This window comes from Mesocryomonas fontinalis (assembly GCF_055730125.2).
Genome location: NZ_JBUZWG020000009.1, coordinates 32,220 through 56,731, shown reverse-complemented (window position 1 = coordinate 56,731; position 24,512 = coordinate 32,220). Strand labels below are relative to the sequence as shown.

Below are 24,512 nucleotides of genomic sequence, written 5' to 3'. Positions count from 1 at the left end.
CGTTCGGGACGGGAGTGGTCAGCGCCGGATGAGCCTCGAAAGCGACATCGCGGTGCTGAGGCAGGTTCCGCTGTTTGCCGATCTGACGGCAGATCAGCTGCGGCTGCTGGCCTTCGGGTCGGAACATCGCCGTCTGAAGTCGGGCGAGACGCTTTTCCGTGTGGCTGCACGGGCCGACGAGGGTTTCGTCATCGTCAGCGGCGAGATCGCCTTGAAGGCCGGTCCGGCAGGCGCGGAAGTGCCGGTCGCAAGCTACGGTCCGGGCGCCCTCCTCGGCGAACTCGCTTTGATCACCGAGACCCGCCGCGCCGCAACGGCGTTCGCGGAGGGCACCTGCGACCTCATCCGCATTCCGCGCACGCTGTTCCGGCGGATGCTTGAGGAATATCCGGATCTCGCGCTGGTCCTGCACGAGCGGATCGCCGACCAGCTCGGCCAGATGATGCACGACATCGCCGCGTTGGAGCACCGCTTCACCGACTGACGGCCTTCCGGCAGGAGCGCTGGCGCGTGTTCGGAAGTCTCGTAACGCACGGGCGTGCAGACAGAGCTGACCTGGCGCAGCCGGGCGCCGCGAAGGCGGCCAGCGGCGTCAGATGTCGAGGCTGACGACCACCGGGACATGGTCCGACGGCCGATCCCAGCCGCGGGCATCTTTGAGGATCTCGAGGCCCTTCAGCAGCGGCGCGAGGTCGGCCGAGCCCCAGACATGGTCGAGGCGCCGGCCGCGGTCGGCTGCCAGCCAGTCCTTCGCGCGGTAGCTCCACCAGGTGTAGAGCTTCTCCTCGATCGGTACCTGCGCCCGCATCAGGTCGACCCAGTGGCCGTCGGTCATCACCCGCAGCAGGCCCTCCGTCTCGAGCGGCGTGTGCGAGACGATCTTCAAGAGCTGCTTGTGCGACCAGACGTCGGTCTCGAACGGCGCGATATTGAGATCGCCGACGAGGATCGACGAGACGCCCGGCTCGGCCATGGCGCTGGTGCGGCGCATCTCGTCGATGAAGTCGAGCTTGTGGCCGAACTTCGGGTTGACCGTCCGGTCCGGCTCGTCGCCGCCGGCCGGGACATAGAAATTGTGCACCCTGAGCTGCCGACCGCCGACGTCCATGCGCACCGACAGGTGCCGGGCGTCGCCGATGGCGCAGAAGTCCTGGCGGGTCACGTCGACCAGCGGCCGCAAGGAGAGCGTCGCCACGCCGTGATAGCCCTTCTGGCCGTGCATCGCGATGTGCTCGTAGCCGAGCGCCTGCAGCGCCGTCAGCGGAAACTGGTCCTCCTGGCACTTGATCTCCTGCAGGCAGAGGACGTCGGGCCGGTGCGAGCCGAGGAAGCGCTCGACCAGCGGCAGCCGCAGGCGAACGGAATTGATGTTCCAGGTGGCGATCGAAAACATGCGGGGGCTTCCAGCGGCAGGAGGGTCGCGCCCTTATGCGAGCGGGCAGCGGGGCGTGCAAGTCTCGATCACTGTGCCGGGAGGACAGCTTCCGGGCAGCCTCGCGGGTTAAGAAATTCTGAATCGCCATGGATGAGATCGGAGGATCCGATGGAAAAGACCTACCTGCGTGCCGTCGAAGTGGACCAGTGGCAGACCCGGCAAGACATCACCGTCACCATTCCCGACAGTTTTGACCGGGAGGTGATGGCCTCTCTGCCCAGCCTGCCGGACGAGCCGGAGAAGGCGGTGGAATGGTCGGGCATGCTGGAGATGATCGGCAATGCGAGCGGCGTGCTCTGGCAGAAGGATGCCGAGGTCGAGTCGCTGAAGACGCAGATCGAGATCCAGAAGAAGGCCATGCTCGACGAATGCCAGGGGATGCAGGCCGAGCTGAAGGAAGCCCGCGACGAGACGCAGCGCGCCAATGCCGCGGCGGCCCTGGCGAACAACCGTGCGATCAAGGCGGAGGCCTGGCTCCAGCAGGTGAAGGAAGCCCTGGCCTCGGGCTTCGCCCCGCATCTCGGCCGCGCCCCGGTCGAGCGGCCTTCGGCCCTCCTCGCCCGCTAACGCAAGGCGGCTCCCGCGGAACCGGGATCAACGCAAGGACGGTCCGGCGCCGGGGTTCCGGAGCCGGGCCTTCGGCTGTCTTGTGCAAAGGCCCGCTTGGCGCCCTAGATCTCGGCCTTCAGTCCGTTCGATAGGGATCGCCATCCGGCGCGGACGGCCTTCCGGAGGGAAAGCCGATGTTCGACCGCTTCGAGACCCGTCTCGTTCCCGGTGCCGGTGCCGACATCTTCGTCCACATCAAGGGTACCGGCGCACCGCTGCTGCTGCTGCACGGCTACCCGCAGACCTCGGCGATGTGGGCCGGCATCGCCAATGAACTGGCGGAGCACTTCACGGTCGTCGCCGCGGACCTGCGCGGCTACGGGCAATCCTCGGCGCCGGAGAGCCGGGGCGGCAAGGCCTATGCCAAGCGGGTGATGGCCGCCGACATGGCGGCGGTGATGAGCACTCTCGGACACCAGCAGTTTCACGTCGCCGGGCACGATCGCGGCGGACGGGTGGCCTACCGGCTGGCGCTCGACCACCCGGACAGGGTGGCCCGACTTGCCGTCATCGACATCGTCCCGACCATCGATGTCTGGGAGGCGATGGACGCCAAAGCCGCCCTGAAGACCTATCACTGGCCCTTCCTCGCGCAGCCCTACCCAATGCCGGAAACCCTGATCGCCGCAGATCCCAATGCCTATCTCGGCCACACCATGGCGAGCTGGACGGCCTCGGGGACGCTGGAGGCGTTCAGGCCCAGAGCGCTCGACGCGTACCGCGCCTCGTTTCGCCAGCCGGCCCGCACCCACGCGGCCTGCGAGGACTATCGGGCAGGCTGGGCGATCGACCGGCTGCACGACGCCGAGGACCGGGCCGCCGGGCAGCGGATCCAAGCGCCGACGCTCGCCCTCTGGGGCAGCCACGGCATTCCCGCCGCCGGCGAGACGCCGCTCGATGTCTGGAAGCGCTGGTGCGCCAGCGTCGAGGGCCGGCCGATCGACGGCGGCCATTTCCTCGTCGAGGAGGCCCCCGCCGAGACGCTCGCCGCGCTGCTCGGCTTCTTTAGGCGATAGCGCGGCCGCCGGCCGCCAAAGCTCTCCGGGCCGGAAAGAGCCGGTCGGGCAACGACCGATACACCGGGCATCAAAAGAAAAAACGCCGCGCATCCCATCGGACGCACGGCGCTCTCATAGTCGGCCGACCGCGGCTACTTGTTGCCGGTTTGGCCAGCCAGAGGGGCTACTTGTTGCCGGTCTGGCCGGTCGAGATCGCGGTGTAGGGGATCTTGAACATCGTCTGGTCGAGCTTCACGCCGCTGCGGACGTTGTAGACCATCACCGTGGTGTCCTTGCCCTGGTTGTCGCGGATGGTCCACTGGCGGAGATCGAAATTGGCGGGGTCGAACATCATGGTGATCCGGCTGCTGCCGAACACCGACTTGTCGCCCATCACGATGGTGGTGAGGTCCGGCTCTTCCTTGACCGCCTGGATGTTGGCCGCCGACAGGTCGATGCGCTGGTTGAGCAGCAGCTTCAGCGGCGTCTTCGACAAGGGGTAGAGATCCCAGGTGTTGAGCTTGCGGTTGTTGATCGCCACCTGCTCGCCGTCGGCGATCACCCGCAGCGGCGTACCGCTGTAGTCGAAGCGCAGCTTGCCCGGCCGCTCGATGTAGAACTTCCCCTCGCTCTGCTTGCCGTTCGGATCGAACTGCATGAAGTCGCCGGTCATCGCGCCGACGCTGGAGAAGTGATCCGCGACGGCCTGTGCCGCAGCGCTCGCCTGCGCCTTTGCAGGCATCGCCGACAGACCGAGCGGCAGGACCAGCGCCACGCCCATCAGCGCGCGGCGCAGCAGCCGGGAGAAGGCGCCGCGGGTATTGCCTCGATCGAACATCGTCATCCTTCTGTGTCTTTCGGTCACGCCGCCGGGGGCGGCGCGCCATCCTTTCCGCCCTGCCGGCGGAAGCAGTCTCGCGCTGGCATCTGATGCCACGGCGCTGCGGCTTCAATAGGGCGGAGGCGCTGTCGCCGGCGGTCTTCCGGCAATTGTGATGCCCTACCGTTCGTCGTCCGTCGGCACCAGGATCTCGCGCTTGCCGGCATGGTTGGCGGGGCCGACAATGCCCTCGCGCTCCATCCGCTCGATGATCGACGCCGCCCGGTTGTAGCCGATCTGCAGCCGCCGCTGGACGTAGGAGGTCGAGGCCTTGCCGTCTCGCAGCACCACGGCCACCGCCTGGTCGTAGAGGTCGGCGGATTCGTCCGTGCTGCCCTCTTCGCCGCCGCCCTTGCCGCCCTTGCCCGTCTCCTCGGCGCCGTCGTCCTCTTCCTCGAGGATGGCATCGAGATAGTCCGGCGTGCCTTGCGCCTTCAGGTGCTTGACGATGTCCTCGACCTCGGCGTCGTCGACGAACGGCCCGTGCACACGCTGGATGCGGCCGCCGCCGGCCATGAACAGCATGTCGCCCATGCCCAGCAACTGCTCGGCACCTTGCTCCTGCAGAATGGTGCGGCTGTCGATCTTCGAGGTCACCTGGAAGGAGATGCGGGTCGGGAAGTTCGCCTTGATCGTGCCGGTGATGACGTCGACCGAGGGCCGCTGCGTCGCCATGATGACGTGGATGCCGGCGGCACGCGCCATCTGCGCCAGGCGCTGGACGGTGCCTTCGATGTCCTTGCCGGCGACCATCATTAGGTCGGCCATCTCGTCGATGATGACGACGATGTAGGGCAGCGGCTGGAGGTCGAATTCCTCGGACTCGAAGATCGGCTCGCCGGTCTCGCGGTCGAAGCCGGTCTGCACGGTGCGCGAGATCGACTCGCCCTTCTCGATCGCGGAGGCGACGCGGGCGTTGAAGCCGTCGATGTTGCGCACGCCGACCTTCGACATCTTGCGGTAGCGGTCCTCCATCTCGCGGACCGTCCACTTCAAGGCGACGACCGCCTTCTTCGGATCGGTCACGACCGGGGAGAGAAGATGCGGGATGCCGTCGTAGATCGACAGTTCCAGCATCTTCGGGTCGATCATGATCATCCGGCACTCGGCCGGGGTCATCCGGAACAGCAGCGACAGGATCATGGTGTTGATCGACACCGACTTGCCCGAGCCGGTGGTGCCGGCGACGAGAAGATGCGGCATCTTGGCGAGATCGGCGATCACCGGCTCGCCGCCGATGGTCTTGCCGAGCGCCAGCGCGAGCTTGCTCTTGCTCTGCAGGAAGGTTTCCGACGCGATCATCTCGCGGAAGTAGACGGTCTCGCGGCGCTGGTTCGGCAGCTCGATGCCGATGGCGTTCTTGCCGGGAATGACGGCGACGCGGGCGGCGATCGCCGACATCGAGCGGGCGATGTCGTCGGCAAGGCCGATGACGCGGGAGGACTTGATGCCGGGTGCCGGCTCCAGCTCGTAGAGCGTCACGACCGGGCCGGGCCGGACCTCGATGATCTCGCCCTTGACGCCGAAATCGTCGAGCACGCCTTCCAGCAGCCGGGCGTTCTCCTGCAGGATTTCAGGCGACAGCATGGAGTCGCGGCTCCGCGGCTTCGGCGGCGACAAGAGCTCGACCGGCGGCAGCTCGAACGGCAGCGCGATGGCGTTGCGCTGGGCGGCGAGCGCCCCGCCCCGCTGCGGACGGCCGCGGGCCGGCACTGGCGCCGGTGCGGCGGCGACGACGCGGGCGGCGGGGGCCTCCGGCGCGCGGGGTGCGGCGATGCCACGCGGCTCGGGGCGCGAGGCCGGCGGGTCGCGGCGCTCGCTCTCGTTGGCGGCGTCGGGCTTGCGGCGCTTGCCGGGGAAGGCGACGATGTTGGCGGCGATGCCGCGCCAGCCGCTCGGCTCCTCGGCGACGACCGGACGCTCGATCAGCGGCTCGGCCGGGGCAATGCGGACGTCGTCTTCCAACGGCGGCTCCCAGCCGCCCTCCTCGTCGAGGTCGACCGGGGCGAACTCGCGGTGATGGCCGTCCTGGTCGCCGTATCCGGCCTCGTCTTCGTACGCGTCCTCGTTGAATTCCGCCTCGGCGACGACCGGTGCGTTCCGGCGCCGTGCCTCGGCGGCGGCGTCGACGTCGAACTGGAAGGGCTCGGGATTGTCCTTGCGCGGCACGCCGACGTCCTCGTCGTCCATCGGGTCGATGTAGCCGCCGCTCTCATAGGGCGCGGTGACGCGGATCTGCCGCGGGGCGACCTCGCGCGGGGCGGCTTCACGCGGCGCCGGCTCCACGTAGTCGCCGTCCTCGGTCTCCCAGGTGTCGAATCGGTCGGCGAACTCGCCGGGCTCCTGGCGGGCCTCCTGGCGTTCGCTGCGGCGGCGGTCGAAGGCTGCCTTGGCGGAGTAGGCGGTATGGGCAAGCGCGCCGAACAGCAGCGCGAAGCGGCCCTCGCTCTCCTCCTCGTCCTCGTCGCGCTCCTCGGCCTTGACCGGACGGCCGCGGGCATCTTGGCGAACGGCGGCGGCGGCGACAGGGCGGCGGGTATCCATCGGGTCGGGCGTCGCCCGGTCGATCACCGCGGCGCCGTTGAGGAACAGCCAGCCAGCCGGCAGCGCGATCATCGCCGCCAGCACCATGGCGAGCGTGCCCTCGGGATAGGCGCCGGTGGCCAGCGCCGGGAATTTGAGGACGAGGTCGCCGGCGACGCCGCCAAGGCCGATCGGCAGCGGCCAGCCGGCGGGCGCCGACAGGCAGCCGAGCGCGGCGGAGGCGAGCACGATGCCGGCCAGCGCGAACCAGGCGCGGCGCCAGATCCGGTCGACCGGCTTTCCAGCGGCAAGGATGACGCCCCAGATCGCCGGCAGCACGGCCAGCAGCACGGCGCCGAGACCGAAGATCTGCATGGCGATGTCGGAGACGACGGCGCCCGTCGCGCCGGCATAGTTGACGACGGCATTGTGGTTGGACTGGCTGAACGAGGGATCGGTGACGGTCCAGCTGGCGAGCGCCAGGCTGAGGAAGCCCGCCAGCCCGATCAGGCCGATGCCGCCGGCGATCTCCGCCTGCCGCTTGAAGAAGCTCACCGGCTCGGCCGGTGCCGCTGCTGTCGCCCGCGCCCGCGCGTCGGGCCGGGTTCCCACTGTCGTCGATGCCATGTCTGCCGCCCGTCTGTCTGGTCGTACCCGGCGCGATCGACCCCGGGCATCGTTTCGGCGAGAGTAGGACGGTCTGGTTAATGCCTCTTTAACCCTAAGAGAGTGTTTGCAATTTTCCTGCAACGCCGGGCTCACGGGGATGGGCGCCGGCACGAAAAAGGGGCCCGCCTTGCGGCGCGCCCCTTCGGTTTTGGCTGTTGGTCGAAAGGGCCGGCGGAGCGCCGGCGCCGTTCTCAGGAGTGGTAGGCCGCCTCGCCGTGATAGCTGAGGTCGAGGCCTTCGCGCTCGGCCTCGACGGTCGGCCGCAGGCCGACGATCAGGTCGACGATCTTGTAGAGGATCGCCGAGCCGATGCCGGACCAGACGAGGGTGACGAGGACCGCGTAGATCTGCGTCATCGTCTGGCCGCCCATGGTGACGCCGGCAGCATAGCCGGTGCCGCCGAGCGAGGTCGAGGTGAAGATGCCGGTGCCGACGGCGCCGATGATGCCGCCGACGCCGTGCACGCCGAAGACGTCCAGGCTGTCGTCATAGCCGAACTTGTTCTTCACCACCGAGACGAAGAAGTAGCAGACGACCGACGCAAAGGCGCCGAGCGCGATGGCGCCGACCGGGCCGATGGTGCCGCAGGCCGGAGTAATGGCGACGAGACCGGCGACCATGCCGGACGCCGCACCCAGCATCGAGGCCTTGCCGCGGGCGAAGGTCTCGACCAGCGACCAGGCGACGATGGCGCCGGCCGTGGCGACGAAGGTGTTCATCATGGCGAGCGCCGCACCGCCATTGGCCTCGAGGTTGGAGCCGGCGTTGAAGCCGAACCAGCCGACCCAGAGCATCGAGGCGCCGACCATGGTCAGCGTCATCGAATGCGGGGCCATCATGTCCTTGCCGAGACCCGTCCGCTTGCCGACGAAGATGCAGCCGACGAGGGCGGCGATACCGGCATTGATGTGAACGACCGTGCCGCCGGCGAAGTCGATCGCGCCCCAGCCGAAGATCATGCCGTTGGCATCCCACACCATGTGCGCGATGGGGAAGTAGATGAAGGTGACCCAGAGCACGGTGAACAGGATCACCGCCGAGAACTTGATGCGCTCGGCGAAGGCGCCGACGATCAGCGCCGGGGTGATGGCGGCAAAGGTCATCTGGAAGCAGATGAACACGTATTCCGGCAGGACCACGCCCTTGGTGAAGGTGGCTGCGGTGGTTTCCTTGGTGACGCCGGCGAGGAAGACCTTGGCGAGGCCGCCCCAATACGGGCTGGTCGAGCCGCCGAAGGCGAAGGAGTAGCCGTAGACGACCCAGACGATCATCACGACCGCGACGATCATCGTGCACTGCATGAGGACCGAGAGCATGTTCTTGGCGCGAACGAGGCCACCGTAGAACAAAGCGAGGCCCGGAACCGCCATGAACAGCACCAGCAGCGACGAGGTCATCATCCAGGCGGTGTCGCCCTTGTCCATGACGTCGGCGACGGGAGGAGTGACGGCGGCGGCGGCGTCCACCGCAGGCGCGGCCGCGTCCTGGGCGAAGGCCGCGGTCGCGGCTAGGCCGGCGAGGACCGCGGCGGAAAGGAGGGTTCTACCGAAACGCATATGAAGGAGTTCCTTTCTCAGAGCGCGTTGGAATCGACTTCGCCGGTGCGGATGCGCACGGCGGAATCGATGCCGAAGACGAAAATCTTGCCGTCGCCGATCTGGCCGGTCTTGGCGGCCGTAGTGATCGCCTCGACCGCGCGCTCGACCATGTCGGACGCCACGGCGACCTCGATCTTGAGCTTGGGCAGGAAGCTCACGGCGTATTCGGTGCCGCGGTAGATTTCCGTATGGCCCTTCTGCCGGCCGTAACCCTTCACTTCCGTGACGGTGAGACCCTGGATACCGACAGCTGTCAGCGCTTCGCGCACCTCGTCCAGCTTGAACGGCTTGATGATGGCCATCACGATCTTCATGTGCACCTCGAAAACTGGAGCGGCGGCGAAACGGAAATCGTCCGCGAGAGCCGAGCCACTGCCCTCCGGACCGCATGTCCGCGAGGGTGACTGGTCTCCGCCATTCAAGCCGCGTGCCAATTGCCGGACATGCCGCGATTTGGCCGCATTTTCCCACCGCAGCCGCACACGCCGTCGCTGCAATGCATCATTTGGATGCGCTCAAAACTCGCGCATTTGCCTGAATGGTAAGCATGTGATGCTTTAGGAGGCGGCGGGGGTACTCCGTCGTGGTCGGATGAGCCCCTCCTGCGCCACCGAGGCGATGAGCGTTCCGTCCTGGCCGAACAGTGCGCCCCGGGTCAGCCCGCGGCCGCCGGACGAGCTCGGGCTGTCCTGCGAATAGAGCATCCAGTCGGACACCCTCACGGGACGGTGGAACCACATGGAATGGTCGAGGCTCGCCGCCTGGATGCCGGGATCGAACACCGAGCTGCCATGCGCGAACAGCGAGGTGTCGAGGAGGGTCATGTCGGAGAGATAGGCGAGCACCGCCGCGTTGAGCGCCGGGTCGTCGCCGACATCGGAGATCGCCCGGACCCAGATCTGCTGCACCGGCTCGAGCTTCTCGGTCGTCAGGTAGTGGTCGAAGGAGACCGGCCGGAACTCGATCGGGCGCCGCCGGCGCCAGTAGCGCTGCACCGGCTCGGGCGCGCGCTCGAGCAGAAGCGTCTTCAGCGCGTCGCCATGCGGCAGTTCGTCCGGCCCCGGCACCAGCGGCATGGCCGCCTGGTGTTCCAGCCCCGCCTCGTGCCGCTGGAACGAGGCGGCGAGCGTGAAGATCGCCTGACCATGCTGGATCGCCGAGACCAGCCGCGTGGCGAACGAGCCGCCGTCGCGGATCCGATTGACGTCGTAGACGATCGGCACCTTCGGATCGCCCGGCCGCATGAAATAGCCGTGCAGCGAGTGCACCGGCCGGTCGGAGGGGACGGTGCGCTGTGCAGCGACCAGCGCCTGCGCGATCACCTGGCCGCCGAAGACCCGCTGCCAGCCGCCTTCCGGCGAGACCCCGCGGTAGAGATTCTCCTCGATCCGCTCGAGATCCAGCGTCTCCAGCAGTTTCCGCACACCCTCGTCCATCCTGGTCCCCCTTGCTCCCGTCTTCCCGGTATGGCGCAACCCTTGGCGAGACAAAAGGCTGCGGCCCCACGGCATCGGTTGTCCGATCCCGGCGAACCCACTAGATCAGGGAGAACAGCCTAGCCGAGGAGCCGTGATGTCTGAGACCCCCGAGCGCTATGACATCGTCGTGGCCGGTGCCGGCTATGTCGGCCTCGCCACCGCCGTCGCCATCGCCGACGCCGCCCCGGGCCTCCGGCTGCTGGTGGTCGACGCGGCGCCCGACGGCGCCTGGCGCCGCGATGGCCGCGCCTCGGCGATCGCCGCCGCCGCGATCCGCATGCTGGACCGCCTCGGCGTCTGGGACGGCATCGCCGACGAGGCCCAGCCGATCACCGAGATGATCGTCACCGACTCCAAGACCGCCGACGTCGTCCGCCCGGTGTTCCTGACCTTCGGCGGCGAAGCCTCGCCGGGCGAGCCTTTCGCCCACATGATGCCGAACGGCGCGCTGAACGGCGCCTTGCGGGCCCGCGCCGAAGCCCTCGGCGTCGCGATCCGAGGCGGCACGACCGTCACCGGCTACGACGAGGGCCCCGCCTCGATCGATATTCATCTTGCCTCTGGCGGCGGCGGGCATCTTGCCGGGAATGGCGGCGGGCATCTGGCCGGCGGCGAGACCGTCGAGGCCCGCCTCCTCATCGCCTGCGACGGCGTGCGCTCGAAGATCCGCGACATGGCGGGCATCCGCACCGTGCACACCGACTACGGCCAGTCCGGCATCGTCTGCACCGTGGCGCACGAGCGGCCTCATCACGGCCGCGCCGAGGAGCACTTCCTGCCATCGGGCCCGTTCGCGATCCTGCCGCTGAAGGGCAACCGCTCCTCGCTGGTCTGGACCGAGCCGACGCGCGAGGCCGAGCGCCTGGTGTCCGGCGACGATCTGGTGTTCGAGCTCGAGCTCGAGCAGCGTTTCGGCCATAAGCTCGGGCGGATCAGCGTCGAGGGCGGCAAGCGCGCCTTCCCGCTCGGCCTCACCATCGCCCGCGACTTCGTCAAGCCGCGTGTGGCACTCGCGGGAGACGCCGCGCACGGCATCCACCCGATCGCCGGCCAGGGCCTCAACCTCGGCTTCAAGGATGCGGCGGCCCTCGCCGAAGTCGTGGTCGACGCGAGCCGCCTCGGCCTCGACATCGGCGCGCTCGACGTGCTCGAGACCTATCAGCGCTGGCGCCGTTTCGACACGGTCCAGATGGGCGTCACCACCGACGTGCTCAACCGGCTGTTCTCGAACGATAATCCGCTCCTGCGCGCCGCCCGGAGCTTCGGCCTCTCGCTGGTCGACCGCGCGCCGGCGGTGAAGCGCGCCTTCATCGCCCAGGCCGCCGGCACCGGCAGCCGCGCCAGCCCGAAACTGCTGCAGGGCGAGGCGATTTAGGCCCGCCTGAACCATCCGGCCGGATTCTCGGCGCCCGGCAGTAAATTCTTCCGCTTACCGCAGCGTTTAGGGAATTGCCGCCGCCGCAGTTTCGGCAGAGAACGCGTAGTTAGAACCATGACAAACGCCGCCTCTCGCCGGCGGGGCGGCATGGCGGCGAACGAAAGGCATCTCGATGGCGAATGAAGCGAAGGCCGGACCGAAGGCCTCCCCGAAGTCGAAGGGGCCGCAGCTTCCCGTCGTCCTCAGCGCCAACAATCTCCTGGAGGGCGACGTCGTCTTCCTCGTCCCCGGCGGCTGGACGCGCAATCCGGCCGAGGCCGAGGTCGCCAACGACACGGCTGCTGCCGACGACATGCAGGCCCGCGCCGCCGCCGCGGTGAAGGCCAACCTGGTCGTCGATCCCTATCTGGTGCCGGTGGTGATCGACGCCGGCGGCATGCCGGTCGCCCGCCATTTCCGCGAGCTGATCCGCCAGAAGGGCCCGTCGACGCATCCGGACTTCGGCAAGGAAGCCGCCTTCCGCAACACCTACGCCGGCTGACGCTCAGCCCCGCCGCGGAGACTTCTCCCGGTGGAGACTGCTCCGCCTCGGTGGAGACTGCTCCGCCCCGGTGGAGATTGCTCCGTCACCGTCCCGTCCGAAAGGAAGCCGCGATGTACCGCTATGACGAATTCGACGAGCGCTTCGTGCGCGACCGCGTCGCCCAGTTCCGCGACCAGGTGGCGCGGCGGCTCGACGGCTCGCTGTCGGACGACGAGTTCAAGCCGTTGCGGCTGAAGAACGGCCTCTATCTCCAGCTGCACGCCTACATGCTGCGCGTCGCCGTCCCCTACGGCACGATCAGCTCGAAGCAGCTGCGCCAGCTCGCCCACATCGCCGAGAAGTTCGACAAGGGCTACGGCCACTTCACCACGCGCCAGAACATCCAGTTCAACTGGCCGGCGCTGAAGGACGTGCCGGAGATCATGGACCTTCTTGCCGACGTCGAGATGCACTGTATCCAGACCTCCGGCAACTGCATCCGCAACGTCACCGCCGACCAGTTCGCCGGCATCGGCAAGGACGAGGTCGAGGATCCCCGCCCGACCGGCGAGCTGATCCGGCAGTGGTCGAGCCTCCACCCCGAATTCGCCTGGCTGCCGCGCAAGTTCAAGATCGCCGTCACCGGCGCCGAGCACGACCGCGCGGCGATCAAGGTGCACGACATCGGCCTGCGCATCCTGCGCCATGCCGAAACCAACGAGATCGGCTACCAGGTCATCGTCGGCGGCGGCCTCGGCCGCACCCCGATGATCGGCAAGGTGATCCGCGAATTCCTGCCGAAGGGCGAGCTCCTCGCCTATCTCGAGGCGGTGATGCGCGTCTACAATTCCGAAGGCCGCCGCGACAACAAGTACAAGGCGCGGGTCAAGATCCTGGTGCACGAGACCGGCCCGGAGGAGTTCATCCGCCAGGTCGAGGCGGAGTACGCTCATCTGAACGGCCCGACGATCAATGCCCCGGCCGAGGAAGTCGAGCGGATCGCCGCCTACTTCGCCAATCCGGAGTTCGAGACGCTGCCCGAGACATCGGCGCTGCTCGCCGCCGCGCGTCAGATCGATAGCGGCCTCGACCGCTTCGTCGCCCAGAACGGCTTTCCGCACCGCGCGCCCGGCTACATCGCCCTTACCGTCTCGCTGAAGCCGATCGGCGGGGTGCCCGGCGACATGTCGCACCAGCAGATGCGCGCCTTCGCCGATATCGCCGAGCGCTACTCCTTCGACGAGCTGCGCGTCACCCACTCGCAGAACCTCGTTCTGCCGAGCGTGCGCCAGGAAGACGTGCCGGAGGTCTACGCCGCGCTGAAGGCGGCGGGGCTCGCCACCGCCAATGCCGGCCTCGTCACCGACATCATCGCCTGCCCCGGCCTGGACTACTGCGCGCTCGCCACCGCGCGTTCGATCCCGATCGCGCAGGATATCGCCGAGGTCTTCCGCGACGACATCCGCGCCCAGGACATCGGCCCGCTGCAGATCAAGATCTCCGGCTGCATCAATGCCTGCGGCCATCACCATGTCGGCCATATCGGCATTCTCGGGCTCGAGAAGTCCGGCAAGGAAAACTACCAGATCACCCTCGGCGGCGACGCCTCGGAGCACGCTGCGCTCGGCGAGCGCCTCGGCCCCGGCATCGACGGCGACCACGTGCCCGGCGCCATCGAGGCGATCGTCGCGGTCTACCTGAAAGAGCGCACGGCTGGAGAGGAGTTCATCGCCACCGTCCGCCGCGCGGGTCTCGATCCGTTCAAGGCCGGCTTCACCGCCTATGTCGCCGAGAAGACCGGCGCGACCGTCGAGGAACTCGCATGACCTTGCTCGTCGGCAATGACGGCGAGCGCGCCGAAGAGTTCACCGAGGTGAACGAGGTCGCCGAGCTGTCGCTGGCCCAGGGCCCGATCCTGGTCCCGCTGGAGGTCATCGACACCGCCATCGAGGACCGGCGCAACCAGCGCCTCGGCCTCGTGATCGCCAATGATGCCGAGATCTCGGCGGTCGAGCCCTATCTCGGCGCGCTCGACCTCATCAGCGTCGTCTTCCCGTCCTTCTCGGACGGCCGGGGTCTGTCGCTCGCCAAGAAGCTCCGCCGCGCCGGCTTCACCGGTACGCTGCGCGCTTCCGGCCCGCTGATCGCCGACCAGTTCGCCGAGGCGCTGGCCTGCGGCTTCGACGAGGTGAAGCTGCCCGACGCGATGGCCGCGCGCCAGCCGCTGCAGCAGTGGATGCACGCCAAGGGCATCGTCGTGAACCACTACCAGAGCGGCTATGGCGAGGGCGAAAGCATCTTGCAGAAGCGCCTCGCCGCCCGCCGCGCGGCGGACTGAACGAACCACGACAGGCACGCCCGCGAGTACGGCGTGCGACGCTTCAGCCTGCCAGCGGTCTCCCCGGCCTGAACCCCGAGGGAGATCGGCCCCACCTCCGGCCGCCGGATGCTCTTCCATGCCGGAAGACGCCGGCAGACGGGGGGATGGAAGATTGCCGCGTGCCCCGCCCCCAACCTTCGAGGCTCATGATGAGCACTGATTCACGTGAAACACTGGCAGCCGAGCTGAACGCGGCCTTCCCGGCGCTGAGCCCGCTGGAGCGTCTGCAGCTTCTCGTCGAGCGGGTGCCGGGCCGTCCCGTCTTCACCACCAGCCTCGGAATCGAGGACCAGATGCTGACGCACCTGATCTTCCAGAACGCGCTGAAGATCGACGTGAAGACACTGGATACCGGCCGGCTCTTCCCCGAGAGCTACACGCTCTGGCGCACCACCGAGGAGAAGTACGGGCGCCGGATCAAGGCGATGTACCCGCAGGCCGGACCGCTGGAAGAACTCGTCAACGACCAGGGCATCGACGGCTTCTACTACGCGCCGGAGTTCCGCAAGGCCTGCTGCGGCGTGCGCAAGGTCGAGCCGCTCGGCCGGGCGCTGGCCGGGGCTGCCGGCTGGATCACCGGCCTTCGCCGCGACCAATCGCTGAACCGAGAGAGCATGGGGTTCGTCGGCTACGACGGCGCCCGCGACCTGATCAAGGCCAACCCGCTGTTCGACTGGACGCGCGAGCGCATCAGGCTCTTCACCGAAGCCGAGGGCGTGCCGGTCAATCCGCTGCACGCGAAAAGCTTCCTCTCCATCGGCTGCGCGCCTTGCACCCGGGCGCTGGAGCCCGGCGAGCCGGAACGCGCCGGCCGCTGGTGGTGGGAGGAGGAGACGATGCGCGAATGCGGCCTGCACATCGAGGCCGACGGCCGGGTCGTGCGGACCAAGGATCTCGTCCCCGGCCACCAGCATGGCGACGCCGCCTTCGAGCGGCTCGGCGCCGACGACACGATTGCAAAAGGACCTGCCGCTTGACCCAGACGACACGCATGACCCACCTGCAGCGGCTCGAAGCCGAGTCGATCTTCATCATCCGCGAGGTTGCCGCCACCGCGGAGAACCCGGTGATGCTCTATTCCATCGGCAAGGATTCGGCCGTGATGCTGCATCTGGCGCTGAAGGCCTTCGCGCCGGGCGAGCTGCCGTTTCCTCTGATGCATGTCGACACCAAGTGGAAGTTCCGCGAGATGATCGAGTTTCGCGATCGCCTCGCCGAGCGGCTGGGGCTGAACCTTATCGTCTACACCAACCAGGCGGGCGTCGAGGCCGGCATCAACCCCTTCGCCTCCGGCTCCAGAGTCCATACCGACGTGATGAAGACCGAGGCGCTGAAGCAGGCGCTCGACATCCACAAGTTCGACGCGGCCTTCGGCGGCGCGCGGCGCGACGAGGAGAAGAGCCGCGCCAAGGAGCGCATCTTCTCGCTGCGCTCGGCCGAGCACCGCTGGGACGCCAAGAACCAGCGCCCCGAGCCCTGGCGCCTGTTCAACACCCGCAAGCGGACCGGCGAGAGTTTTCGCGTGTTCCCGCTGTCGAATTGGACCGAGGCCGATGTCTGGGACTACATCGCGCTCGAGAACATCGACGTCGTCCCGCTCTACTTCGCAAAGCCGCGGCCGGTGGTCGAGCGCGACGGCATGCTGATCATGCGCGACGACGAGCGGATGCAGCTGCTGCCCGGCGAAGTGGTCGAGGAGCGCGTGGTCCGGTTCCGGACGCTCGGCGACTATCCTTTGACCGGCGCGGTCGAATCGTCCGCGGCGACGCTTCCCGAGATCATCGCCGAAATGCGCGGAAGCCGTTCCTCCGAGCGCGAGGGCCGGATGATCGACAAGGACGGCGGCGCCTCGATGGAAGAGAAGAAGCAGGAAGGCTATTTCTGATATGAGCTCCGTCAACGCCCGCATCCCGGACGCCGAGTTCGCCGGCCCTGCCGCCGACATCACCGCCGTTCCCGCCCACGCTCCCTCGCTGCTGCGCTTCATCACCTGCGGCTCCGTCGACGACGGCAAGTCGACGCTGATCGGCCGCCTGCTCTACGATTCCAAGGCGGTCTTCGACGACCAGCTGGAAGCGCTGAAGCGCGACTCCAAGAAGTTCGGCACCACCGGCGACGACCTCGACTTCGCCCTCCTCGTCGACGGCCTCTCGGCCGAGCGCGAGCAAGGCATCACCATCGACGTCGCCTACCGCTATTTCTCGACGTCGAAGCGCGCGTTCATCATCGCCGACACGCCGGGCCACGAGCAGTACACCCGCAACATGGCGACCGGTGCGAGCTCGGCCGAGCTCGCCGTGATCCTGGTGGATGCGCGCAAGGGCATCCTGCCGCAGACCCGCCGCCACTCCTTCATCACCTCGATGCTCGGCGTGAAGAGCGTCATCATCGCCGTCAACAAGATGGACCTCGTCGGCTACGACCAGGGCGTCTTCGACGCCATCGTCGCGGGCTACAAGGAGATCCTCCCCTCCCTCGGCTTCACCGACATCGCCTATATCCCGCTCTCGGCAAAGAACGGCGACAACATCACCGCCCGCTCGCCGAACCTGCCCTGGTACACCGGCGAGACATTGCTCGAGCGCCTCGAGACGGCCGCGCCCGAGACCTTCGAGGAGGAAGGCGCGCCGTTCCGCATGCCGGTGCAGTGGGTCAACCGCCCGAACCTCGACTTCCGCGGTTATTGCGGCACCATCGCCGGCGGCCGCGTCTCGCGCGGCGACGAGGTGGTGGCGTTGCCGAACAACGGCACCACCCGCATCAAGGCGATCTACGGCCCCTCCGGCGAGGTCGAAAGCGCCGGCGCCGGCGAGGCGGTGACGCTGACGCTCGCCGACGAGGTGGATCTGTCGCGCGGCGATGTGCTGGTGCGCCGTGGCGACAGCATCGCCGCGCACAAGACGGTCAAGGCCGAGATCCTCTGGATGGTCGAGCGTCCGCTGGTCTCCGGCGGGCGCTTCATCGCGCGCATCGGCTCGGCGCAGACGCCCGCGAGCGTGCGCAGCCTCGACAAGTCGATCGACATCCACACCTACCAGCCGCGCGACGCCAACGCGCTATTGATGAACGAGATCGGCCGCGTCACCATCGCCTTCGACCGGCCGCCGGTAACGGTGCCCTATGGCGAGAGCCGCGACCTCGGCGCCTTCATCCTCATCGACCAGCTGACCAACGAGACCGTGGCGCTCGGCCTGGTGCGCGAGGTCGGCGCCAATGCGCCCGCCCCCGAAGGCGCCGCGCTGCCGGTCGCAGTCGCCCTCACCCCGCTGGAGAAGGCGCAGCGCGCCTGGCTCGGCGCCGACGTCGCCTTGCACCCGTCGCGGCGCAAGGGCGCCATCCGCTTCCGCGCGCTGGCGGCCGTCGCCGTCGCGCTGCTGTCGCTGCTGCTCGGCCTGCATCTCCTTGCCGCCGTGGTGCTGGGGCTCGCCGACTTCCTGATCCGCCCGTTCCTGCGCGGCCTCGTCGACCGCACCGAGCGCAAGCCGGCCCGGATCGACCCGACGACGGTCGTCGACGGAGCCGGCATTTGAAGGTCATCCCCGGCGGACGCGAACGGCCGGCGACGCGCAACCCGCTCTGGCGCCAGTTCCCGATCGTCGAGGCCGTGCTCCTGGTCCTCTCCGTCGGCGCGTGCTTCGCGCTGACCGCGGGGCTGGTCGGGTAGGCACGTGCCGACGCGCTATTCGGTGTAGAATTTCACAAGGATGTCGAGAACCTGCCGTAGGGCAGTATCGTCGAGCACGCCCAGACGCCGGATCAACCGTCTTTTGTCGACGGCCCTGCTCTGCTCGGGCAGCACGAAACCACTTACGCCTTCGAACGTCGTTTCCACCCGAAAGCGTGCTGGTCGACTGCCCGACGTCATGGGCGCGATCGTTACGGTGGACAGATGGTCGTTCAGCGTGTCCGGCGAAATGATCAGGCAAGGTCGGGTCTTTTGGATCTCCGAACCGATGGTAGGATCGAGGCTGGCCAGCCAGACCTCGCCGCGCCTTACCATTTCAAATCGGCGTCACCGTCATTGGCGAACTCCGGCCAAACCAGACCATCGTCGCCTTCCGCCGCGAGGCGCGCCGCGTCCTCGGCCCAGCCCGCCCGCGGATCGAAGCCGGCGCGTTCGATGACGATCCGGCCGGTTTCAACCGACACCGTCAGCTCGTCCCCCGCCCTTGCTTCCAGCGCGGCGAGCAAAGGCTCCGGCAGAACCAAGGCGGTCGAATTGCCGAACTTTCTGACAACGGCACGCATCGGTCTCTCCTCGGCGGTCGAGGAGAGAATAGCAGATGCGCCACTTCCGAAACAGCACAGCCGTCGCGGACGAGACTACCCCCGCGAATACGGCGAGATCGACACTTCCACGCGGCGGTTCTGTGCGCGGCCGTAATCAGTGTCGTTCGGGGCGACCGGGCGGCTCTCGCCAAAGCCTTGCACGTTGAGGCGGCGGGCGTTGACGCGCTGGCTGGCGAGGTAGTCGGCGACGCTCGTAGCGCGGCGGCGCGACAGGTCGAGGTTGTAGCTGTCGGAGCCCTGGCTGTCGGTATGGCCGTCGACGTCGACGTCCGAGCGGTCGTACTTGGCGAGGACGATCGCGACCGAGTTCAGCACGGGGTAGAATTCCGAGCGGATGGAGTCGCCGTCCGACGGGAAGGTGATGTTGGACGGCATGTTGAGGATGATGCGGTCGCCCTGGCGGGTGACGGAGACGCCGGTGCCTTGCAGCTGACGGCGGAGGTCCGCCTCCTGGTTGTCCATGTAGGCGCCGATGCCGCCGCCGCCGATGGCGCCGATGCCGGCACCGATCAGCGCCGCATTGCCGGAATTGGTGCCGGTCGCCTTGCCGACGAGGAAGCCGCCGAGCGCGCCGACGCCGGCGCCGATGCCGGCGCCACCGACGGTATTCGAGAGCTTCTGCTCGCCGGTATAGGGATCGGTGGTGCAGCCGGTCAGCACGATCGTGGCGCAGGCGAAGGCGATGATGGGCTTCATGGGGAACCTCGTCGGACGGCGCAGGGACGCGCAAACGGACACCGCGTCCGTGTTGTTACATCGACGGATATCTTGCTGAAAAATGGCTAAATCCGGTTGATTTTTAGTTAAATCGTCAACGATCGCCGAAAGCCGTAGAGTGAGGCGCCGAGGTCACAGCCCCGCGCGCGCCCATCTCGGCTCCCTGGCTCAGCTCCCTGACGTCAGCCCGGATGGGCCGCGGCCCAACGGCCATTCTGCGTCCGACCGCCATAGCCATAGGCATCGCCATCGGCGGCATGGACGAGGACGTAGCTCTCGGCATGCAGCGGCCCGAGGAGATCGCCCATGTCGGCGAAGGCCGCCGCCACGAAGGCCGTCGTCTCCGCCTTCACATTCGTCCCGGCGGTGATCTTGACGTCCAGCCAGAAGGCGGCGAGCCCCGCATCCGTGGGATGGCTGCCGGCGATGAACCAGCTGTCGGGCGCGGCCTCCTCGACCAGCACCGCGGTGACACCCGGATCCTTGCCAAGGTGGGCTGCCGCCAGCCGGGCGGCGGCCGCGGCGATCTGGCGGCAGAGGTCCGGCCCTGGCCGCGGCGTCACATAGCGAACGGTGATCATAGGCATGTCTTCTCTCCCTTTGCTGAAGAGCTACCTTGACGCAGCCGGGAGGAAAGCAGAACGCTATGATTGGAACGCCTCATCATAGTGGATTACGATCATGCTCGATCTGAAGTCGGTTCGCCTGTTCGTCCATGCCGCCGAGTTCGGCAGCCTGACGCGTGCGGCCGGGCGGCGGGAACGGTACAGCCGGTGGTGAGCCAGCGGTTGCGGGCGCTGGAGCTGACGCTCGGGCGCAAGCTGCTGGAGCGAACGCCCCGCTTCGTCCGGCCGACCGCGGATGGCGTGGCTTTTCTCGAACGGGCCCGCGCCCTTCTCGCCGCCCATGACGACGCCATCCTCTTCGCCGATGCGCCCGCCGTCCGCTGTGCCATCGGGATCAGCGACCACGCGCTGGGTCTCGGCCTCGAGGCCGTCCTGCGCACGGTGCGGGCGGCGCTGCCGGCCGGCGCGACGTTGAAGGTCCGCAGCGGCATGTCGCAGGACATGCGCCAGCTGTTCGACGAAGGACGGCTGGATGCCGCGGTGGTCCGCCGCGAAGGCGGCGGCACCGAGGGCGAGGTGCTCGGCCGGGATCCGCTGGGCTGGCGGGCGGCCGAGGGCTGGACCTTGCCGGCCGGCATGCCGATCCCGCTGGCGACCTTGCCCTCGCCTTGCGGCGTCCGGGCCGTCGCGCTGCGGGCGCTCGATGGCGCCGAGATCCCCTGGCGGGAGAGTTTCGTCGGCGGCAGCTGCGCAGCGCTTCTCGCCGGCGTGCGGGCCGGCCTCGGCATTGCGCCGATGGGCCGGGCGGCCTCCGGCCATGCCGTCGACCTCGGGCCGATGCTGCAGCTTCCTTCTCTCCCCGCCTCGGACATCGTGCTGTTCGCGCGCGCGGGTTCGCCGGCGCTCGCGTCGGCGCTGCGGGCGCTGGCCGGCGCCGTCCGGTCCAGCCTCGCCTGAATAGACGGGGCACGAAAACGCCGCCGGCACGGGTGCCGGCGGCGGATGTCATGTTGGAAGCGTGGAGGTAAGTCGGCTTACGCCGCCTTCTTCGCCTTGATCAGGCCGCGGTTGACCAGCAGCTCGGCGATCTGCACCGCGTTGAGGGCGGCGCCCTTGCGCAGATTGTCGGCGACGACCCAGATGTTCAGGCCGTTCTCCAGCGTCTGGTCCTCGCGGATGCGGCTGATGTAGGTCGCGTCCTCGCCGGTCGCCTCGTAGGGGGTGATGTAGCCACCGTTCTCCTGCTTGTCGATGACGAGGCAGCCCGGCGCCTCGCGCAGGATCGCCCGCGCCTCGACGGCGGTGATCGGGTTCTCGAACTCGATGTTCACCGCCTCGGAATGGCCGATGAACACCGGCACGCGCACGGCCGTGCAGGTGACCTTGATCTTCGGGTCGAGGATCTTCTTGGTCTCGGCCATCACCTTCCACTCTTCCTTGGTCGAGCCGTCCTCCATGAAGACGTCGATGTGCGGGATGACGTTGAAGGCGATGCGCTTGGTGAAGGTGTTCACCTCGACGCCATCGGCGACGAAGACCGCGCGGCTCTGCTTGAACAGCTCGTCCATGCCGGCCTTGCCGGCGCCGGAAACCGACTGGTAGGTCGAGACGACGATGCGCTTGATCTTGGCGAAGTCGTGCAGCGGCTTCAGCGCGACGACGAGCTGGGCAGTCGAGCAGTTGGGATTGGCGATGATGTTCTTGCGCGAGAACATCGCCACCGCGTCGGCGTTCACCTCCGGCACCACCAGCGGCACGTCCTGGTCGTAGCGGAAGGCCGAGGAGTTATCGATGACGACGCAGCCGGCGGCGCCGATCTTCGGCGACCACTGCTTCGACACCTCGCCGCCGGCCGACATCAGGCAGATGTCGGTGTCGGAGAAATCATAGGTATCGAGGAACTGCGTCTTGAGGATCTTGTCGCCATAGGTCACCCCAGTGCCTTGGCTGCGGCGCGAGGCCAGCGCCACGACCTCGTCGGCGGGAAAGCCGCGCTCGTCCAGGATGTTGAGGATTTCGCGCCCGACATTGCCGGTGGCGCCCACGATTGCCAGCTTGAAACCCATCGGTCTCTCCCACTCTCCCCGGTGAAATCTTGCGCGCCCCCGATCCCCCCGGGGGAGAGCGCGGGGAGGCAGGCGTCAGATAATCCGGGTTTTGGTGGTGCGCGCGATCATGCCGCGCGATATGCGCGGCAGACGGGGGAAAGTCAATCGGGAGGGCATCGCCGCCGGCAGTGGCCGCTTGCGAACAGATAAGGCCGGGCACAAAAAAGCGGCGGGACAGATCCCGCCGCGACGCCAGTTTTGGTCAGACCCAAAGGGGTCCTGCAGGGAATACCAAGGACCTTAGTCCGGACGGCGCTGCGGCGCCGCGCTGCTGCGAGACATGCGCTTGGCGATCCAGGCGAGAATTACGGTCTTCAGAATACCCTTGATCATTTCAGCGTCCTTGATGATTGCAAAAACGGTCAATGCGCCGGGGGCTCATCGGTTGCGGCAGGTTTCACGACGGCGTGCGCCGCCGCGGCTGACTCACGTGAAACAGGGAGCAGCGACGACGGCCTCACGCCTTCCGCCGCAAGGCTTCTTTAGACTAAGGACGCAATTTTCCTCGCCGGACTTTCACGCTACCAATCAGGATGAACATCGCGTGAACGGGCAGGGATCCGGGCGGTGGACAGGAACGGTGCGGGCCGGGGTGTCGACCCCTCGCCGACAAGACACCGGATTGAAGTTCGGGAACAGGTCGCCGCTACCGGCCGCGACCCCCTTGGGGAGGGAAGACATGGCGACCACAACGGACGATCTGGAAGCGGCCGGAAGGCCGATGAGCAAGGAAGAGAAGAAGGTGATCTTCGCCTCTTCGCTCGGCACCGTCTTCGAATGGTACGACTTCTATCTCGCCGGCTCGCTGGCGATCGAGATCGGCAAGAACTTTCTCGGCGGCGTCAACGCGACGGCGTCGCTGATCTTCACGCTGCTGATCTTCGCCGTCGGCTTTGCGGTCCGTCCGTTCGGGGCGATCGTCTTCGGCCGGCTCGGCGATATCGCCGGCCGCAAATACACCTTCCTCGTCACCATCCTGATCATGGGCGTCTCGACCTTCCTGGTCGGCCTGCTGCCCGGCTATGCCACCATCGGCATCTGGGCGCCGATCCTCTTCGTCTTCCTGCGCATCCTGCAGGGCCTGGCACTCGGCGGCGAGTACGGCGGCGCGGCCACCTATGTCGCCGAACACGCGCCGAACGGCCGTCGCGGCTTCTACACCAGCTTCATCCAGACCACGGCGACGCTCGGCCTGTTCCTGTCGCTGCTCGTCATCCTCGGCGTTCGCCAGTTGATGACGCCGGAAGAGTTCACCGCCTGGGGCTGGCGCCTGCCGTTCCTGCTGTCGATCGTGCTGCTCGGCGTGTCCGTCTGGATCCGCCTCCAGCTGCACGAATCGCCGCTGTTCCAGCAGATGAAGAACGAGGGCAAGACGTCGAAGTCGCCGCTGCGCGAGTCCTTCGGCGAATGGGGCAACCTGAAGATCGTGCTGCTGGCGCTCTTCGGCGTCGCCATCGGCCAGGCCGTGGTCTGGTATGCGGGGCAGTTCTACGCGCTGCTCTTCCTCAAGAACACGCTGCGCATCGACGGCATGACGGCGGAGATCTACGTCGCCGTGGCGCTCGCCCTCGCCACGCCGTTCTTCCTGTTCTTCGGCTGGCTGTCGGACAAGATCGGCCGCAAGGTGATCATCCTCGGCGGCTGCGTGCTGGCGGCGGCGACCTACTTCCCGATCTTCAGCGCCCTCACCCATGCGGGCAATCCGGCGCTGTTCGAGGCGCAGGCCTCGTCCCCCGTCACGGTGGCCGCCGATCCCGCCGACTGCTCGATCCAGTTCAACCCGTTCGGCGCCGGCGTCATCAAGTTCACCAACCCTTGCGACGTCGCCACCGCCGCCCTCACCGCCCGCGGCGTGCCCTACACCAAGGTTCCGGGCCCGGCGGGCGCGGCGACCGTGAATGTCGGCACGACGGCGATCGCCGCCTATGACGGCGCCACCCCGGATGCCGCCGCGCAGAAGACGGCCTTCGACAAGACGCTGGGCGATACGCTGACGGCCGCCGGCTACGCCCCCAAGGCGGATCCCGCGCGCATCAATGCGCCGGCGGTGATCGGCCTCCTGTTCATCCTCGTCCTCTACGTGACGATGGTCTACGGCCCGATCGCGGCGCTGCTCGTCGAGATGTTCCCGACCCGCATCCGCTACACCTCGATGTCGCTGCCCTACCACATCGCCAATGGCTGGTTCGGCGGCTTCCTGCCGGCCAGCGCCATCGCCATCGTGGCGGCCACCGGCGACATCTATGCCGGCCTCTGGTACCCGATCGGCTTTGCCGTGCTGACGGTAATCATCGGCGTCTTGTTCCTGCGCGAACCGAAGAACGTCGACATCCGCGACGTCGGCTGAACGTCTCACGTGA

General features: G+C 67.8%; 24 protein-coding genes. 13 read left to right on the top strand and 11 right to left on the bottom strand.

Annotated features, from left to right (window positions below; all coding sequences use genetic code 11):
- Nucleotides 1–28 precede the first annotated feature (28 nt).
- Nucleotides 29–484 (top strand): cyclic nucleotide-binding domain-containing protein, encoded by a 456-nt coding sequence (locus ACZL02_RS19940; RefSeq protein ID WP_472940640.1) that lies wholly within the window; start codon nt 29–31, stop codon nt 482–484.
- Nucleotides 485–592: 108 nt separating this feature from the next.
- Here ACZL02_RS19940 and ACZL02_RS19935 read toward each other — a convergent pair whose 3' ends face one another.
- Nucleotides 593–1,393, bottom strand: coding sequence for an exodeoxyribonuclease III (locus ACZL02_RS19935; protein ID WP_472940639.1), 801 nt, complete (start codon nt 1,391–1,393; stop codon nt 593–595).
- 150 nt (nt 1,394–1,543) lie between these two features.
- On the opposite strand from ACZL02_RS19935, the gene ACZL02_RS19930 reads away from it, so the two are divergent.
- Together ACZL02_RS19930 and ACZL02_RS19925 are read left to right on the top strand one after the other, a co-directional pair.
- A complete protein-coding gene (locus ACZL02_RS19930) occupies nt 1,544–2,002 on the top strand; it encodes a hypothetical protein (protein WP_472940638.1) in 459 nt (152 codons plus the stop codon).
- A gap of 176 nt (nt 2,003–2,178) precedes the next feature.
- Complete coding sequence (locus tag ACZL02_RS19925; protein WP_472940637.1) at nt 2,179–3,060, top strand: alpha/beta fold hydrolase; 882 nt, start codon at nt 2,179–2,181, stop codon at nt 3,058–3,060.
- A gap of 166 nt (nt 3,061–3,226) precedes the next feature.
- Here the strand turns inward: ACZL02_RS19925 and ACZL02_RS19920 are convergent, their stop codons facing one another.
- The 5 genes from ACZL02_RS19920 to tesB all read right to left on the bottom strand — a co-directional run bounded on the left by ACZL02_RS19920 (nt 3,227) and on the right by tesB (nt 10,148).
- A complete protein-coding gene (locus tag ACZL02_RS19920; RefSeq protein ID WP_472935434.1) occupies nt 3,227–3,880 on the bottom strand; it encodes an outer-membrane lipoprotein carrier protein LolA in 654 nt (217 codons plus the stop codon).
- 162 nt (nt 3,881–4,042) lie between these two features.
- Nucleotides 4,043–7,072, bottom strand: coding sequence for a DNA translocase FtsK (locus ACZL02_RS19915; protein ID WP_472940636.1), 3,030 nt, complete (start codon nt 7,070–7,072; stop codon nt 4,043–4,045).
- Between the two features lie 233 nt (nt 7,073–7,305).
- A complete protein-coding gene (locus tag ACZL02_RS19910) occupies nt 7,306–8,670 on the bottom strand; it encodes an ammonium transporter (protein WP_472940635.1) in 1,365 nt (454 codons plus the stop codon).
- Between the two features lie 17 nt (nt 8,671–8,687).
- Nucleotides 8,688–9,026, bottom strand: coding sequence for a P-II family nitrogen regulator (locus ACZL02_RS19905; protein WP_472935431.1), 339 nt, complete (start codon nt 9,024–9,026; stop codon nt 8,688–8,690).
- A gap of 243 nt (nt 9,027–9,269) precedes the next feature.
- Nucleotides 9,270–10,148 carry an acyl-CoA thioesterase II gene (tesB, locus tag ACZL02_RS19900; protein ID WP_472940634.1) on the bottom strand — a complete coding sequence of 293 codons (879 nt, stop codon included), beginning with the start codon at nt 10,146–10,148 and terminating at the stop codon, nt 9,270–9,272.
- 136 nt (nt 10,149–10,284) lie between these two features.
- Here tesB and ACZL02_RS19895 point away from each other — a divergent pair, with 136 nt between their 5' ends.
- From ACZL02_RS19895 to ACZL02_RS19860, 8 genes are all read left to right on the top strand, one after another.
- Nucleotides 10,285–11,565, top strand: coding sequence for a ubiquinone biosynthesis hydroxylase (locus ACZL02_RS19895; RefSeq protein ID WP_472940633.1), 1,281 nt, complete (start codon nt 10,285–10,287; stop codon nt 11,563–11,565).
- A 175-nt stretch (nt 11,566–11,740) separates the two neighbouring features.
- Nucleotides 11,741–12,109 (top strand): DUF2849 domain-containing protein, encoded by a 369-nt coding sequence (locus ACZL02_RS19890; protein WP_472935428.1) that lies wholly within the window; start codon nt 11,741–11,743, stop codon nt 12,107–12,109.
- A gap of 113 nt (nt 12,110–12,222) precedes the next feature.
- Nucleotides 12,223–13,917, top strand: a complete 1,695-nt coding sequence (locus tag ACZL02_RS19885) for a nitrite/sulfite reductase (protein WP_472940632.1) — start codon at nt 12,223–12,225, stop codon at nt 13,915–13,917.
- Nucleotides 13,914–14,429, top strand: coding sequence for a DUF934 domain-containing protein (locus ACZL02_RS19880; RefSeq protein ID WP_472940631.1), 516 nt, complete (start codon nt 13,914–13,916; stop codon nt 14,427–14,429). The genes ACZL02_RS19885 and ACZL02_RS19880 overlap by 4 nt, the downstream gene beginning before the upstream one ends.
- 191 nt (nt 14,430–14,620) lie before the next feature.
- The gene (locus ACZL02_RS19875) at nt 14,621–15,448 is read left to right on the top strand and encodes a phosphoadenylyl-sulfate reductase (RefSeq protein WP_472940630.1); all 828 of its coding nucleotides are present in this window, start codon (nt 14,621–14,623) and stop codon (nt 15,446–15,448) included.
- Between the two features lie 14 nt (nt 15,449–15,462).
- Complete coding sequence (gene cysD / locus ACZL02_RS19870) at nt 15,463–16,356, top strand: sulfate adenylyltransferase subunit CysD (RefSeq protein WP_472940800.1); 894 nt, start codon at nt 15,463–15,465, stop codon at nt 16,354–16,356.
- A gap of 1 nt (nt 16,357) precedes the next feature.
- On the top strand, nt 16,358–18,001 hold the full coding sequence (gene cysN / locus ACZL02_RS19865) for a sulfate adenylyltransferase subunit CysN (protein ID WP_472940629.1): 1,644 nt from the start codon (nt 16,358–16,360) through the stop codon (nt 17,999–18,001).
- Complete coding sequence (locus ACZL02_RS19860) at nt 17,998–18,135, top strand: hypothetical protein (RefSeq protein ID WP_472940628.1); 138 nt, start codon at nt 17,998–18,000, stop codon at nt 18,133–18,135. The genes cysN and ACZL02_RS19860 overlap by 4 nt, the downstream gene beginning before the upstream one ends.
- Nucleotides 18,136–18,150: 15 nt before the next feature.
- Here ACZL02_RS19860 and ACZL02_RS19855 read toward each other — a convergent pair whose 3' ends face one another.
- The 4 genes from ACZL02_RS19855 to ACZL02_RS19840 all read right to left on the bottom strand — a co-directional run bounded on the left by ACZL02_RS19855 (nt 18,151) and on the right by ACZL02_RS19840 (nt 20,065).
- Nucleotides 18,151–18,471, bottom strand: coding sequence for a type II toxin-antitoxin system PemK/MazF family toxin (locus ACZL02_RS19855; RefSeq protein WP_472940627.1), 321 nt, complete (start codon nt 18,469–18,471; stop codon nt 18,151–18,153).
- Nucleotides 18,465–18,719, bottom strand: a complete 255-nt coding sequence (locus ACZL02_RS19850; RefSeq protein ID WP_472940626.1) for an AbrB/MazE/SpoVT family DNA-binding domain-containing protein — start codon at nt 18,717–18,719, stop codon at nt 18,465–18,467. The genes ACZL02_RS19855 and ACZL02_RS19850 overlap by 7 nt, the downstream gene beginning before the upstream one ends.
- 75 nt (nt 18,720–18,794) lie before the next feature.
- Nucleotides 18,795–19,457 carry a YiaD family glycine zipper/OmpA-like lipoprotein gene (locus ACZL02_RS19845; protein WP_472940625.1) on the bottom strand — a complete coding sequence of 221 codons (663 nt, stop codon included), beginning with the start codon at nt 19,455–19,457 and terminating at the stop codon, nt 18,795–18,797.
- Between the two features lie 203 nt (nt 19,458–19,660).
- Nucleotides 19,661–20,065 (bottom strand): tautomerase family protein, encoded by a 405-nt coding sequence (locus ACZL02_RS19840; protein ID WP_472940624.1) that lies wholly within the window; start codon nt 20,063–20,065, stop codon nt 19,661–19,663.
- 189 nt (nt 20,066–20,254) lie between these two features.
- Here ACZL02_RS19840 and ACZL02_RS19835 point away from each other — a divergent pair, with 189 nt between their 5' ends.
- Nucleotides 20,255–21,001 (top strand): LysR substrate-binding domain-containing protein, encoded by a 747-nt coding sequence (locus ACZL02_RS19835; RefSeq protein ID WP_472940623.1) that lies wholly within the window; start codon nt 20,255–20,257, stop codon nt 20,999–21,001.
- Between the two features lie 77 nt (nt 21,002–21,078).
- Here ACZL02_RS19835 and ACZL02_RS19830 read toward each other — a convergent pair whose 3' ends face one another.
- The gene (locus ACZL02_RS19830) at nt 21,079–22,110 is read right to left on the bottom strand and encodes an aspartate-semialdehyde dehydrogenase (protein ID WP_472940622.1); all 1,032 of its coding nucleotides are present in this window, start codon (nt 22,108–22,110) and stop codon (nt 21,079–21,081) included.
- Nucleotides 22,111–22,831: 721 nt separating this feature from the next.
- On the opposite strand from ACZL02_RS19830, the gene ACZL02_RS19825 reads away from it, so the two are divergent.
- Entirely contained in the window at nt 22,832–24,499 is a 1,668-nt protein-coding gene (locus tag ACZL02_RS19825) for an MFS transporter (protein WP_472940621.1), read from the top strand.
- The last annotated feature ends 13 nt before the right edge of the window (nt 24,500–24,512 follow it).